12 protein-coding genes and 1 pseudogene are annotated in these 12,816 nt (G+C 70.5%); 9 read left to right on the top strand and 4 right to left on the bottom strand.

Going from position 1 to position 12,816, the window contains the following annotated elements:
* Nucleotides 1-539: pseudogene (locus tag EAT51_RS08575) on the bottom strand (transmembrane repetitive protein); the annotation flags it as partial.
* Between the two features lie 14 nt (nt 540-553).
* Complete coding sequence (locus tag EAT51_RS08570) at nt 554-1,147, bottom strand: NfuA family Fe-S biogenesis protein (protein WP_130518698.1); 594 nt, start codon at nt 1,145-1,147, stop codon at nt 554-556.
* A gap of 95 nt (nt 1,148-1,242) precedes the next feature.
* On the opposite strand from EAT51_RS08570, the gene EAT51_RS08565 reads away from it, so the two are divergent.
* Both EAT51_RS08565 and EAT51_RS08560 read left to right on the top strand, forming a co-directional pair.
* Nucleotides 1,243-1,590 carry a 4a-hydroxytetrahydrobiopterin dehydratase gene (locus EAT51_RS08565; RefSeq protein WP_130518700.1) on the top strand — a complete coding sequence of 116 codons (348 nt, stop codon included), beginning with the start codon at nt 1,243-1,245 and terminating at the stop codon, nt 1,588-1,590.
* Nucleotides 1,587-2,024: an energy transducer TonB gene (locus EAT51_RS08560; protein WP_130518702.1), complete on the top strand. Its 438-nt coding sequence runs from the start codon at nt 1,587-1,589 to the stop codon at nt 2,022-2,024. The genes EAT51_RS08565 and EAT51_RS08560 overlap by 4 nt, the downstream gene beginning before the upstream one ends.
* Before the next feature lie 155 nt (nt 2,025-2,179).
* On the opposite strand, the gene EAT51_RS08555 is transcribed toward EAT51_RS08560, so the two are convergent.
* A complete protein-coding gene (locus EAT51_RS08555) occupies nt 2,180-3,085 on the bottom strand; it encodes a LysR substrate-binding domain-containing protein (RefSeq protein ID WP_228257856.1) in 906 nt (301 codons plus the stop codon).
* 140 nt (nt 3,086-3,225) lie between these two features.
* Here EAT51_RS08555 and EAT51_RS08550 point away from each other — a divergent pair, with 140 nt between their 5' ends.
* The 4 genes from EAT51_RS08550 to EAT51_RS08535 all read left to right on the top strand — a co-directional run bounded on the left by EAT51_RS08550 (nt 3,226) and on the right by EAT51_RS08535 (nt 6,674).
* Nucleotides 3,226-4,494, top strand: coding sequence for an MFS transporter (locus tag EAT51_RS08550; RefSeq protein WP_130561511.1), 1,269 nt, complete (start codon nt 3,226-3,228; stop codon nt 4,492-4,494).
* A gap of 46 nt (nt 4,495-4,540) precedes the next feature.
* The gene (locus tag EAT51_RS08545) at nt 4,541-5,032 is read left to right on the top strand and encodes a pyridoxamine 5'-phosphate oxidase family protein (RefSeq protein WP_130518709.1); all 492 of its coding nucleotides are present in this window, start codon (nt 4,541-4,543) and stop codon (nt 5,030-5,032) included.
* Between the two features lie 128 nt (nt 5,033-5,160).
* On the top strand, nt 5,161-5,370 hold the full coding sequence (locus tag EAT51_RS08540) for a hypothetical protein (RefSeq protein WP_130518711.1): 210 nt from the start codon (nt 5,161-5,163) through the stop codon (nt 5,368-5,370).
* Nucleotides 5,371-5,573: 203 nt separating this feature from the next.
* Nucleotides 5,574-6,674, top strand: coding sequence for a Glu/Leu/Phe/Val dehydrogenase dimerization domain-containing protein (locus EAT51_RS08535; RefSeq protein WP_130561510.1), 1,101 nt, complete (start codon nt 5,574-5,576; stop codon nt 6,672-6,674).
* Nucleotides 6,675-6,776: 102 nt separating this feature from the next.
* Here EAT51_RS08535 and EAT51_RS08530 read toward each other — a convergent pair whose 3' ends face one another.
* Entirely contained in the window at nt 6,777-9,569 is a 2,793-nt protein-coding gene (locus EAT51_RS08530) for an autotransporter serine protease (protein ID WP_130518823.1), read from the bottom strand.
* Between the two features lie 236 nt (nt 9,570-9,805).
* On the opposite strand from EAT51_RS08530, the gene EAT51_RS08525 reads away from it, so the two are divergent.
* The 3 genes from EAT51_RS08525 to EAT51_RS08515 all read left to right on the top strand — a co-directional run bounded on the left by EAT51_RS08525 (nt 9,806) and on the right by EAT51_RS08515 (nt 12,343).
* Nucleotides 9,806-10,981 (top strand): thiolase family protein, encoded by a 1,176-nt coding sequence (locus tag EAT51_RS08525; RefSeq protein ID WP_130518715.1) that lies wholly within the window; start codon nt 9,806-9,808, stop codon nt 10,979-10,981.
* Between the two features lie 137 nt (nt 10,982-11,118).
* On the top strand, nt 11,119-11,469 hold the full coding sequence (locus EAT51_RS08520) for a hypothetical protein (protein ID WP_130518717.1): 351 nt from the start codon (nt 11,119-11,121) through the stop codon (nt 11,467-11,469).
* Between the two features lie 502 nt (nt 11,470-11,971).
* Complete coding sequence (locus tag EAT51_RS08515; RefSeq protein WP_130561509.1) at nt 11,972-12,343, top strand: hypothetical protein; 372 nt, start codon at nt 11,972-11,974, stop codon at nt 12,341-12,343.
* Nucleotides 12,344-12,816 lie beyond the last annotated feature (473 nt).

Raw genomic sequence — 12,816 nt, 5'->3', positions numbered from 1 at the left:
GCCTCGGGCGTCGCCGCCGCAGGCGCGGGCCGGCTCGCGCCACGCGGCGCGGCCGCGGCGGCCTGCTGCGCGCCGGGCGTGGGCGGCTGCGGCCCCGAGCCACCGCCCTCGCGCGGCGTGCCGCGCCCGATGAAGGTCAGCTGCACGCGGCTGCCGTCTTCCTCCGTCGGCGTGGGCGGCAGCGCCATCAGGCTGACGAAGATCAGCAGCGCCAGGAACGCCAGGTGCAGCAGCAGGCTCCCCAGCCGCCCGACCCAGCGGATCCAGCGCTCCTCGCGCGGCGGCGCCTCGCCGTGCTGCCAGTGCAGCGACCACGCGGCCTGCCAGCGGTTCATCGGCCGCGCCACTGGCGCCGTGCGCGGGCGTGCGGCCGCGGCGGCCACCAGTGCCTCGACCGGGGCCCGGCTCAGCGGACCGGCCTGTGCCGGCCGGTTGCGCAGCCAGATGCCCCAGCCGTGCGGCAGGCCGGTGCGTTTTTCCAGAATGGGCGCCGGCCTGCGCTGCAGGAGGGCGGCGATGATCTCGGTGGCAGTCGTCACCGGATGCGGACGGATCAGGCCGCGTCGCGCGGCATGTACGGCGCCTGGCCGCTGTCGTGGTCGGTGGCGTCACGCACCGCGGTCACGCCCGGCACGCGCGTCAGCAGGGTCTTCTCGATGCCCTGCTTCAGGGTGACATCGGCCATGCCGCAGCCGTGGCAGCCGCCGCCGAAGCGCAGGAACACCACGCCCTCGCCCGTCACTTCCTCCACCGCCACGCGGCCGCCGTGCGAGGCCAGCTGCGGGTTGACCTCGTGCTCCACCACCCAGCGCACGCGCTCGACCAGCGAGGCGCCCTCGGCCGGCGCCTTGCCCTTGATGTGCGGCGCCTTGATCGTCAGCTGGCTGCCGGCGCCCTGGGTGACGAAGTCGATCTCGGCATCGTCCAGCCACGGCACGCTGGCCGCGTCCACGTACAGGGTGAAGCCTTCGCAGTCCACGGCCCACTCGTCGCCGGCCAGTTCGCGCGGTTCGGCGAACTCCAGCCGCGCGTCGGCGCGCGGGGTGCCCGGATCGACCGCACTGAGCCGCACGCCAAGGCCGGGCGAGGCCTCGCGCTCGATCAGCTTGCGGAAATGGTGCTGGGCGGTCTCGGAGATCTGGATCATGCGGCGTATTCTAGCGGTCTGCCCGCGCACCGGTCAGAACGGAATGGTCACGCGCGGGAATGCTACGTTCCCCGCGCCACCTGCAGGAGCCCCCGATGTCCGACCTCGTCCCCCTGGCCGCCGCGCACTGCCTGCCGCGCAGCGGCAGCGAGCACCGCCTCAGCCAGGCGCGCATCGCCGAGCTGCTGCCGCAGCTGCCCGGCTGGGAACTGGCCGAACAGGACAAGGCGCTGGTGCGCACCTTCCGCTTTCCCGACTATTACCGCACGCTGGCCTTCGTCAACGCGCTGGCCTACATCGCCCACGCAGAGGACCATCATCCGGACCTGGGCGTGCACTACGACCGGGTGGTGGTGCGTTTCTCCACCCACGACGTGGGCGGCCTGAGCGAGAACGACTTCATCTGCGCCGCCAAGGCGCAGGCACTGGAACCCGACGCATGAACACCCACACCGTTTCCCGTCCCCTGCGCCTGCTGGCGCTGTCGTGTTTCGCCGTGCTGGCCGCCGCCTGCGGCGAGCAGGCCGCGCCCGAGGCCACCGCCCCGGCCGCCACCGAGCTGACCGCGCTGCAGACCCCGCCGCCGCAGTACCCGCTGGAAGCCGCGTGCAGCGGCCACGGCGGCGTCTCCACGCTGAAGGTCACCGTCGGCACCGCCGGCACGCCGACCGAGGTGGTGGTGGCCAAGGGCAGCGGCAACGCGGCGCTGGACGATGCGGCGGTGGCCGCGGTCAAGCAATGGACCTTCAAGCCGGCCACGCGCGGCGGCCAGCCGGTGGCGCAGACCCTCAACGTGCCGGTGAACTTCCCCGCCCCGCAGGTGCGCCCGGACGCCTGCTTCTCGCTGGACGAGAAGGCCAAGACCCCGGCGAAGTGAGCGACCGGCGCCCGGCATCGCGTTCCGGGTGAATCGGGTTTCGAGCGGCGTTGACGCTGTAGCCGGCGGAACGCGTTACTCCTTTGAGCGCTCCGCGCGAGCGGAGCTGGGTTCCCGCCCTCGCGGGAACGACGGTAGAAGCTTCCCAGCGGCACTCAGCCCGCGCGGCCGCGCAGCGGCTCGACGCCGGCCATATTGGCCCCCGCCAGCCGCATCAGCTCGATGAAGCGCTGCAGCTTGGCCGGCTGGTGCCGCGCCGGCGGATAGACCAGGTGCACCGGCAGCGGCGTGGCGCGCCAATCCGGGGCCAGGTGCAGCAGCCGGCCGGCGGCGACGTCCTCGGCCACCAGCCAGGCCGAGGCGATGCACGCCCCCAGCCCGGCCAGCGCCGCGGTGCGCAGCGCATGCAGGCTGTCGGTGCTCAGCCTGGGGCGGATCTGGAAATGGCACTGCCGCCCGTCCTGGCGATGGGTCAGGCTGATGTCGTTGCGGTAGAACAGGTTGATCGCCAGCCAGGGCAGCGCGCGCAGGGTCTCGATGGCGTCGGGTGCCTCGCGCCCTTCCAGCAGTTCCGGCGCGCCGACCACGATGCGTGGCACCTCGGCGATCTGCACCGCCACCACCGAGGGATCCATCACCGTGCCGACGTGGATGGCGCAGTCGATGTTGTCGGCGACGAAGTCCGGCTCGCGCTCGTGCAGCAGCCAGTCGACCGAGACCTGCGGATAGCGGCGCAGGTAGTCGGCCATCGGTTCCATCAGCTGGCGCTGGCCGAAGGCGTGCGGCACCACCACGCGCAGCAGGCCCTGCGGGGCTTGTCCGGCGCCGCGCAGGTCGTCTTCCAGCGCCTGCCAGTCCTGCAGCAGGTCGCGGGCCTTGTCGTAGCAGCGCGCGCCGTCTTCGGTCAGCGTCATGGCGTGGGTCGAACGACGCAGCAGCTTGAGCCCGAGCAGGCGTTCGAGCGCCTGCAGCCGCCGGCTGACGGTGGGCTGGCTGGCGCCGAGCTGCGCGGCGGCGGCCGACAGGCTGCCGGCCTCGACGATGCGGACGAAGGTCTGCATCAGCTCGAGGCGGTCGGTTCCGGTGGAAATCGGCTCTTGCATACGCCCGACGCATAGGCATTGTGTCGGCGCGCAGGCTACCACGCGCGCCGGGCGGCCCGGAGAATACCGCGCACCCCACCTTGCAGCCGCTCGACGCCATGACTCACATTCAATATCCGCATGAAGCCCCCGGCCACACCGGCCTGCCGCGCCGGCTGGTACTGCTGCTGGCGATCGGCGCCGGCATGAGCGTGGCCTCGCTCTACTACAGCCAGCCCATGCTCGGCGTGCTGGCCGGCGACCTGCACGCCAGCGCCCAGACCGCCGGCCTGGTGCCCACGCTCAACCAACTCGGCTATGCGCTGGGCATCCTGCTGTGCGCGCCGCTGGGCGATCGTTACGACCGCCGCCGGGTGATCCTGGCCAAGTGCGGCCTGCTGGCGCTGGCGCTGGCCGTCGGCGGCCTGGCGCCGGGCATGACCACCCTGCTCTGCGCGAGCCTGGCGATCGGCCTGACCGCCACGGTGGCGCAGGACTTCGTGCCCGCCGCCGCCACGCTGGCGCGGATCGAACACCGTGGCCGCATCGTCGGCACGGTCATGACCGGCCTGTTGCTGGGCATCCTGCTTTCGCGCGTGGGCAGCGGCCTGATTGCCGGAATCTGGGGCTGGCGCGCGGTCTATCTCATCGCCGCCGTGGGCATGGTCCTGGTCGGGCTGGCCTCGGCGCGCTGGGTGCCGCGCTTCGAGCCGACCACCACGGTGGGCTATGGCGCGCTGCTGGCCAGCCTGGTGCCGCTATGGCGCGCGCACCCGGCGCTGCGCCGCGCCACCTGGGCGCAGGCGACCCTGGCGGTCGGCTTCAGCGCGTTCTGGTCGACGCTGGCGGTGATGCTGCAGGACGCGCCCTTCCACCTGGGCAGCGCGGTGGCCGGCGCGTTCGGCCTGGCCGGCGCCGCGGGCGCGCTGATGGCACCCATCGCCGGCCGCATCGCCGACCGGCGCGGCCCGGGGCTGGTTACCCGCCTCGGCGCCGGGCTGGCGGCGGGCGCGTTCGCGCTGATGCTGGCCGGGCCACTGCTGCCGATGCACGGCCAGCTGGCCCTGCTGGTGGTGGGCACGATCGGCTTCGACCTGGGCGTGCAGGCCACGCTGGTCTCTCACCAGACCATCGTCTACGGCATCGATCCTGGGGCGCGCAGCCGGCTCAATGCGGTGTTCTTCACCGGCATGTTCATCGGCATGGCCAGCGGTGCGGCGCTGGGCAGCGTGCTGATGCAGCACCTGGGCTGGCCGGGCGTGCTGGGCCTGGCGGTGCTGACCTCGCTGCTGGCACTGGCGATCCGGCTCGGCGCGCACCGCGACGCGGCGGCGGCCGGACGTTGCGCGCACGTCAACGCCGCGTCGCCGCTTCACCACGAGGCGTGAGCATGGCGCGCGGCAGGCTGGAGCCACACCCCTCCTGGAGACCCGCATGTCCACCTCGCCGCAAGAGCTCGAAGCCGCCTTCTGGAAGGCCCTCAAGTCCGACCGCACCGTGATGCTGGGGCTGGAGGGCATCGAAGACGGCCATACCCGGCCGATGACCGCGATGATCGAGGGCGACGAAGGCGGCCCGGTCTGGTTCTTCACCTCCATCGACAATGCGATGGTGCAGCAGCTGGGCTCGGGCCACCGCGCGATCGCCGCCTTCGCCGCCAAGGACCACGACCTGTTCGCCAGCGTGCGCGGCACGCTGGTGCTGGACACCGACCGCGCGGTCGTCGATCGCCTGTGGAATCCCTTCATCGCCGCCTGGTACGAAGGCGGCAAGGACGATCCCAAGCTGGCCCTGCTGCGCCTGGATCCGGACCAGGCGGAGATCTGGAAGAACGGCTCCAGCCTGCTGGCCGGGCTGAAGCTGCTGCTGGGACGCGACCCCAAGCGCGACTACGCCGACAAGGTCGCCAAGGTCAATCTGGCCTGATGCCCCGCACGACGCGCCGCGGCCGATGCTGCGTCGCGTCGTGACCCGTCTCCGGGGCGGGCGGATAGTCGGCTGAACCAGGACCGCTCCGGTCCTGCTTCGCCAGCCGCCCGCCTCCGGAGATCCGCATGAAAGCCGTGATCGCTCTGCTCGCCGCCGTCGTCCTGCTCGCCATCGGTATCCCGCTTTCGCGCGCCATCAGCAATGGCGAAGAACACACCATCACCCGCACGCTGGATCCGGATACGCCGCGCCCCGTGCGCGAGACCGCCAAGCCGCGTCCGGCGCAGGTCAGCCACGCCGACACCGATCCCAAGCCGGCCGCCGCGCCGCGCTAGCCGGTCCGATCCAGCCGCAGCGCGCCATCGCGGCGCTCAGGGGGCGCATGTGCGCACCGCACGCGACTGGGTAAACTGTGGCAATGCAACATCGCCGCCCGCCTCAGGGCGGCGTCTTTTTTTGGTTTACAAAACAATCGTCTAGGATACGTTTCGCAAGGATTGGTCGAAGTCTTGGCCTGCGCGGATTGGAGCCCTTCCCCATGATTTTCGAAACCCTCGACACCTCCGGCCACGAACAGGTCGTGTTCTGCCACAACCCCGATATCGGGCTGAAGGCGATCATCGCCGTCCACAGCACGGTGCTGGGTCCGGCGCTGGGCGGGGTGCGCATGCGTCCCTACCCCGACACCGAGACGGCGCTGACCGACGCGCTGCGGCTGAGCCGGACGATGACCTACAAGAACGCCCTGGCCGGCCTGAATGTCGGTGGCGGCAAGGCAGTGATCATCGGCGATCCGAGTCAGGACAAGGTCGAGGCGCTGTTCCGCATGTTCGGCCGCTATGTCGATTCGCTGGGCGGGCGCTACATCACCGCCGAGGACGTGGGCACCGACGTCAACGACATGGAGCATGTCTACCGCGAGACCGAATACGTGGTCGGCGTGCACCAGGTGCACCGCGGCTCGGGCGACCCGGCGCCCTTCACCGCCTACGGCGCGCTGCAGGGGCTGATGGCCGCGCTGAACCGCCGGTTCGGCAACGAGGAGATCGGCAAGTACAGCTATGCCGTGCAGGGCCTGGGGCATATCGGCATGGAGTTTGTGAAGCTGCTCAAGGAGCGCGGAGCCAAGCTGTTCGTCACCGACCTCAATCCGGCGCTGGTGGCGCGCGCGGTCGAGGAATACGGCGCAGAGGCAGTGGCGCCCAACGAGATCTACGACATTCCCGCCGACGTGTTCTCGCCGTGCGCGCTGGAGGGGTCGATCAACCACGAGACCCTTCCGCGCCTGCGCGCCAAGATCATCTGCGGCACGGCCAACAACCAGATGTCGCACGTGGTCGGCGAGGAAGCCATGCGCCGCGGGATCCTGTACGCGCCCGACTATGCGGTCAACGCCGGCGGGGTGATGAACGTCTCGCTGGAGATCGACGGCTACAACCGCGAGCGCGCCATGCGCCTGATGCGCAACATCTATCACAACGTCGGGCGCGTCTTCGATCTGGCCGAGAAGGAGCGGATCGCCCCGCAGTACGCCGCCGACCGCATCGCCGAGGCGCGCATCGCCTCGATCGGCAAGCTCAAGCTGCCGCTCGGCCGCACCGCGCCGCGCTACATGGGCCAGCTGCGCGGCGACCACTGAGCCACACCAGGGGTGAGAACGAGAACGGGCGCCATCAGGCGCCCGTTCTGCTTTGCGTGACACTTAGAAGCTGGTCATGACGGCAGGGCCCGTGTCGGCGACTCAGAACCCCACGCTGTAACGCACCGATCCCACCGACTCGCTCCCGCGCGCGCCGAAGCGCTGGTCCAGGCCGAAGGACAGGCGCTGGTTGGCGCGCAGCGCGGCCTCCAGCGAGAAGCCGGCCCAGCCACCCGAGGCCGCCGCGTCGCCGCCCGGGATCGCGCCCCAGGCGTCTATGCCGACGAAGCGCGCCTGCCGCGAGAACCCGCTGGCCGACAGCACCGACTGCCATTCCAGATGGCCCGACAGCGACAGGTCCATCGACGCCAGCGACAGCGCCCGCTCCAGGCGCAGCCCGGCGATGGCCTGGGCGCGGCTGGCATGGCTGGCCGCCGCAGCCAGGCCGAAGCCGGCCGCGCCCTGCTCACTGAAGGCATCGCGCGCCAGGCTGGCGTAGTCCGCCCCCAGGTACGGGGTGAGCGTGCCCAGGCCGGTGCGCAGCGGCACGCCGGCTTCCATGCTGGCGAAGCGCATCTCACCGTCGTAGCGGGCATCGACGCCGTAGGCCGCGTCGCCCAGATAGACCGAGCGGCGCAGGTCGCGGCGGAACTGGCCCACGCCGAACTGCGCCAGCGCATAGCCGGCCTGCCCGCGATGGGCCAGATAGGCCTGCACATGGGTCTGGCGATCCTGGCCGGCGTCGCCGAGCGTATCGCGCACGCTGTTGGTGTCCATCTGGCCCACGGCCAGGCCCGAGGTCCAGCCCGGCGCCAGGGTCACGTCCTGGCCGGCGATCCAGCCCGACAGGTCCAGCCCGGCGGTCGCGCCCAGGCCCGAGGCCTGGCGTCCGTCGAACGCCTGGTACCAGCCGTCCGCGCCGGCCCCGCCCTGCGCCACGTGCGCGGCCAGCGCACGCCGGCGCAGATCGAGCAGATCCAGGGTGACGCCGTCGGCCGCCGCATGCGCGCGGCCGGACAGGCTCTCCAGCGAACGCGCTGCGGCCGCGCTGGAAGAAGTCCGCAGGAAATCCCCGGCCAGCGACGCCATCGCGCCGCTCTGGGCCTGGGGCTGCGCGTCGAGCTGGGTCAGCGCCGCATCCACGCGCTGGGCGGCGCCGACCGACGCGGCGCTCATGCCCATCGCGCTGGCGGTGGCGGTGATGTCCAGCCGAGTGATGTCTAGGTACGCCTGAGTGCTGCTGAAGCCCAGCGACGCCTGCAGGAATACGTTCGAGGCCGAGCTCAGCCCGGAGAAGGTGCCGTTGATGGCACTGGCGTCGACCACCGTCTCGCGCGCGCTGCGCACGTAGCCGCTGGCCGTGCCCATCACCTTGAGCATGCCGCCCAAGTTGGCGGTGCCATCGACCTGCAGCGGCGTGCCGATCTGGAACTCCAGCGTGGCGCCGGAGGACTGGGTGAAGTCGCCCTCGATCCGCCGCGCGCCCGCAGCGCCGGTGAAGGCGACCGTGCCGTCGTTGCGCAGCGCGCCGCCCACGCCGCCGCCGGTGTTCAGGCGCGCGCCTGCGGCCACGCTGGCGCTGCCCGGGATCGCGCCGCTGGACAGCAGCGCGCCCTGGCTGACGCGGGTCTCGCCCAGGTAGCTGTTCTGCCCGCTCAGGTTGAGCGTGCCGGCGCCGGACTTGGTGATGCCACCGTCGCCGCTGATCGCGTTGGACCAGGTCGAGGTGCCGTCGAAGGACACCGCCACATCGCCCCAGTCCAGCCGCGCCGGCCCGTTGACCGCCTTGCCGACATTCAACAGGCCGTAGCCGAACACCGGGTCCACCCCCGCCGCGCCCAGGTCGGTGGCCGTGCCCAACAGGGTCTGCCGGACCAGATCGTTGGAGAAATAAGGAAAGGCCTGCCACACCAGCGCCGCCGCGCCGGAGACCTGCGGGGTGGACAGCGAGGTGCCGGTCCACTCCCAGTAGCTGGGCGCGGTCGGGCCGTCGTTGGTGCCGGTGGTGATCACCTTGCCCGGCGCGACCAGACAGTAATGCATGGCCACGCCGCAGGCGTTGGAATACGAGGCAAGCTGGGTCGGGTTGTCGGTGTCCAGCGCCGCCACCGCCAGCCAGCCGATCTCCAGATCGGCCGCCGGCAGCGTGTTGTTCGGGCCGGGCTTGCTCGGCATGGCGGCCGTGTCGGTCGGCTGGGCCTTGCCGTCGTTGCCGGTGGCGAACACCACGATGCCGCCGTTCTGCACGACGAAGGGCCGGTACTCGGCGGCGATGGGCGCGGTCGCCGTCAGGTCGGTCCAGTACACCCCGCCCCAGGAGTTGTTCATCACCTTGACCCCGCGCGCGATCAGGTCCTGGTGGACCTGCGCCAGGCCCAGCGCGCCGCTGGTCGAATTGCCGTTGCCCGAGCCGTCGTCGGTCGGCTCCTTGTCCGAGATGATCCGTGCCGAGACGATGCTCGCCCCCGGCGCGATGCCGCCCGGCCAGGCGCCGAAGGCCCGGCCGGCGGCGATCTGCGCCACGGCCGTGCCGTGGCCGACCACGTCGTCCTTGGTCAGATCGTTGGACGAGCCGCTGACATAAGTGAGGTTGGCGGTGACCCGTGGCGACAGCGCCGGATGGCTGCGGTTGACGCCGGTATCGACGATGCCGATCACCACCCCGGTGCCGGTGAAGCCTGCAGCGTGCGCGGCGTCGGCATGGGTGAGGCTCAGATGCTTGGAATAGGTCGGATCCGGCGTGGTCACCACCGGCGCGGGGGTCGTGGTGGGCGGTGGTGTGGTCGGCGGCGGGTTCGGCTTGACGTTGCCCCCTCCTCCACCGCCGCAGGCGCTCATCACCGCGCACGCCAGCACGTTCAGCGCCAGCACCCGGCCCGAAGGCCGCCCCGGCATCGCGCCCTGTCCCCGCATTGCACTACTCCCCGGATGGCGCACCCCAGCGCCTGTCCGGCGCAATCTAGCTCAACCGCGGCCGCGCAGGTGGGCTTGCGCCTGCAAATCGCACATCCACCTTGATGTACCCCAAGGCATCCCGGCACCCTGCTGCAAGCGGCCAATGGTCGGGTGTGCCGCCGCGAGCGCCCGGGAGGATAATGGGGAACTCTTTGGTTCCTCAGGACAGGCTCTCCATGAGCGACATCGTCATCGCCGCCGCCAAGCGCACCGGCATCGGTTCTTTCCTCGGCCAGTTCACCGGCACGCCCACGCCGCAGCTGGGCGCCAGCGTCATCGCCGCGGCGCTCGAGCAGGCCGGGGTGCCGGCGCAGGACGTGGACGAAGTCATCATGGGCTGCGTGCTGCCGGCCAACCTGGGCCAGGCGCCGGCGCGCCAGGCGGCGCTGGCCGCCGGCATCCCGCAGTCCACCGGCGCGACCACCATCAACAAGGTGTGCGGCTCGGGCATGAAGGCGATCATGCTGGCGCACGATCTGGTCAAGGCCGGCTCGGCGCGCGTGGTCGTGGCCGGCGGCATGGAGTCGATGAGCAACGCCCCGCACATGATCCCCAACTCGCGCACCGGTAACCGCTTCGGCGATTTCAAGGCGATCGACCACATGGCCTGGGACGGTCTGACCAATCCCTATGACGGTCAGGCGATGGGCGTGTTCGCTGAGGCCACCGTGGAAAAGTATGGCTTCAGCCGCGAGGAGCAGGACGCCTTCGCGATCGAATCGGTCAAGCGCGCGCAGGCCGCGCAGGCCTCCGGCGCCTTCGATGCCGAGATCGTGCCGTTCAAGATCGCCACGCGCAAAGGCGAGGTGACCGTGAGCAGCGACGAGCAGCCGGGCAAGTCGGACATCGGCAAGATCCCCTCGCTCAAGCCGGCCTTCAAGAAGGACGGCACGGTCACCGCCGCCAGTTCGTCGAGCATCTCCGACGGCGCGGCCGCCACCGTGGTGTTGAGCGCCGAGGACGCCGCGCAGCGCGGCCTGCAGCCGCTGGCGCGCATCGTCGCGCATGCCACGTTCTCGCAGCAGCCGGAGTGGTTCACCACCGCGCCGGTCGGGGCGATCCAGAAGGTGCTGGAGAAGGCGGGCTGGTCGGTCCAGGACGTGGATCTGTTCGAGATCAACGAAGCCTTCGCCGTCGTGGCGATGGTGCCGATCCAGGAACTGGGCATCCCCCACAGCAAGGTCAATGTGCATGGCGGCGCCTGCGCGCTAGGCCATCCGATCGGCGCTTCCGGCGCTCGCCTGGTCGTCACACTGCTCAACGCCCTGCGCGTGCAGGGTATGCGCCGTGGAATTGCCACGCTGTGCATCGGCGGCGGCGAAGCCACGGCCATCGCGGTCGAACTGCTCTGAAGACGTTTTCTGTTTTAACGCCAAGTTGACGAATCTGAGCCATACGCCCGCGAATGCTTGACAGTGGAAAACGGATTGTCATGATGTCGCCCGGCGCGCAACTGCGCGTTGCCAAACTAATCGACGAGGATTTACCAATGAGCATCAACAAGACGCTGATCGCGCTGGCAATGGGCCTGGCCCTGGCTGCTTGCTCGAAGCCGGAACAGGCTGCCGACGCCGCCACCGACGCGCAGCAGGCTGCCACCGAGGCCCAGGCTGCCGCCGACACCGCCGCTTCGACCCCGACCGCCGACGCTGCCCAGGCTGCTGCCGACACCGCCGCGACCGCCGCCAACACCGCCGCTGACGCTGCCGCCAACGCTGGCGCCGCGACCACGGACAAGGCTGCCGACGCTGCTGCCGACGCCGCCGAGGCTGCCAAGGACACCGCGCAGGACGCCGCTGACGCTGCGAAGTCCGCCGGTCAGGACGCCGAGAAGAAGTAATCCGCGCTTCGCCGGTGGTTCGCCATCGGTAATCGGATTCGAGAAGACCGCCGGGCAACCGGCGGTCTTTTTTTGTGCTCGATGGGATTGCTGGACAAAGCGGTGAACATACTTCGCGGCGGCCTGTCCCCAACCTGGTCGAGGTTCTGCGCTGATCGGTCAGGACTGCTTTCGACATCTCAAGCCGACCGGCTCGACACGCCAGGCAACGGTGCAGCGGTCGGCGACCACGACGAGCGATGCGATACGCCGCGCTTCAAGTCATTGCAGGGTGCGCTGATCGAGGGAAGGCCGACACCGCGACTCGGATCGCTGCCCCTCCGATCCAGCAAAACCGAGCGCCAGGATGCCTCGATCAAGAAAAAGAACATTTTTGTAAGGAACGGCCCTACATGGCGTTGACATGCGCCTTCGTAGGCTCGCCGCGTCGTGAATGCCGGTGTCCGTGACACCCGCAGACTTCGCGTCACACCATCCATCTTCTTTCGTTGAGGGGAACGCCATGACCAACAAGTTCAACATCGTGCTGATCGCTTCCGTCCTGGCGCTGGGCGCCTGCTCGCAGCAGACCCAGGACCGCGCCGCCGCCACCGCCGACAGCGCCGCGGCCGATGCCTCGGCTGCCGCGGACAAGGCTGCTGCCGCGGCCGACAACGCTGCCGACAAGGCCGCCGCGGCCACCGACGCCGCCGCCGACAAGGCCGCCGTTGCCGCCGACAATGCCGCGGCTGCGGCCAGCAACGCCGCCGAGAAGGCCGAGAACGCGACGCAGGCCGCCGCCGACGCCGCCGCCGCCGTGTCCGAGGGCGCCAACGCCACTGCCGACAAGGCGGCCGAGGTCTCCAAGGACGCGCGCGAGGCTTCCAAGAAGTAAGCCGCTTCCGCACGCTGCAGTACGCAAAGAGGCCCGCGCAAGCGGGCCTCTTTCTTTGGTTACTCGCCGACGTGCCGAGCCGCTGAAAGCCGTTTCGCCTACTAGCCTGAACCCGCTAGGCGCGGCTCCTCGGCTAAGGTCCGCCATCTAGGGTCAGCGCGCGGATGGAGGCGGATGATCGCCTTATGCTCCGGTGGGAGCCGCCATGGCGGTGATGAGGCTCTACCGGAAAGCCCCATCGCCGCCATGGCGGCTCCCACGGGGATGGGCAGCATTCTGTGTGTGCCCTGTTCTGGCCCGCTGTGCGCCTGGCCGGCCAGATCGAGGCCGCAGCGGATGGATCAAGCCTCCTTTCGATTTTCGACCCGAAGTCCTTTGACATAACGCGCGCAGCAGCGGTCCGGCGGGCGGTGGCCGCGCCTAGCGAGGCAGGACGCCGAGCGCCCGAATCAGGGCAGGATGCCCTGATTGAG

The organism is Pseudoxanthomonas winnipegensis (assembly GCF_004283755.1).
Classification (GTDB): domain Bacteria; phylum Pseudomonadota; class Gammaproteobacteria; order Xanthomonadales; family Xanthomonadaceae; genus Pseudoxanthomonas_A; species Pseudoxanthomonas_A winnipegensis.
This window is presented reverse-complemented; position numbering and strand designations above follow the sequence as displayed.

Coding starts and splice junctions, on each gene's coding strand:
- EAT51_RS08570 (WP_130518698.1), bottom strand. CDS start 1,147: ATGATCCAGATCTCCGAGACCGCCCAGCACCATTTCCGCAAGCTGATC.
- EAT51_RS08565 (WP_130518700.1), top strand. CDS start 1,243: ATGTCCGACCTCGTCCCCCTGGCCGCCGCGCACTGCCTGCCGCGCAGC.
- EAT51_RS08560 (WP_130518702.1), top strand. CDS start 1,587: ATGAACACCCACACCGTTTCCCGTCCCCTGCGCCTGCTGGCGCTGTCG.
- EAT51_RS08555 (WP_228257856.1), bottom strand. CDS start 3,085: ATGCAGACCTTCGTCCGCATCGTCGAGGCCGGCAGCCTGTCGGCCGCC.
- EAT51_RS08550 (WP_130561511.1), top strand. CDS start 3,226: ATGACTCACATTCAATATCCGCATGAAGCCCCCGGCCACACCGGCCTG.
- EAT51_RS08545 (WP_130518709.1), top strand. CDS start 4,541: ATGTCCACCTCGCCGCAAGAGCTCGAAGCCGCCTTCTGGAAGGCCCTC.
- EAT51_RS08540 (WP_130518711.1), top strand. CDS start 5,161: ATGAAAGCCGTGATCGCTCTGCTCGCCGCCGTCGTCCTGCTCGCCATC.
- EAT51_RS08535 (WP_130561510.1), top strand. CDS start 5,574: ATGATTTTCGAAACCCTCGACACCTCCGGCCACGAACAGGTCGTGTTC.
- EAT51_RS08530 (WP_130518823.1), bottom strand. CDS start 9,569: ATGCCGGGGCGGCCTTCGGGCCGGGTGCTGGCGCTGAACGTGCTGGCG.
- EAT51_RS08525 (WP_130518715.1), top strand. CDS start 9,806: ATGAGCGACATCGTCATCGCCGCCGCCAAGCGCACCGGCATCGGTTCT.
- EAT51_RS08520 (WP_130518717.1), top strand. CDS start 11,119: ATGAGCATCAACAAGACGCTGATCGCGCTGGCAATGGGCCTGGCCCTG.
- EAT51_RS08515 (WP_130561509.1), top strand. CDS start 11,972: ATGACCAACAAGTTCAACATCGTGCTGATCGCTTCCGTCCTGGCGCTG.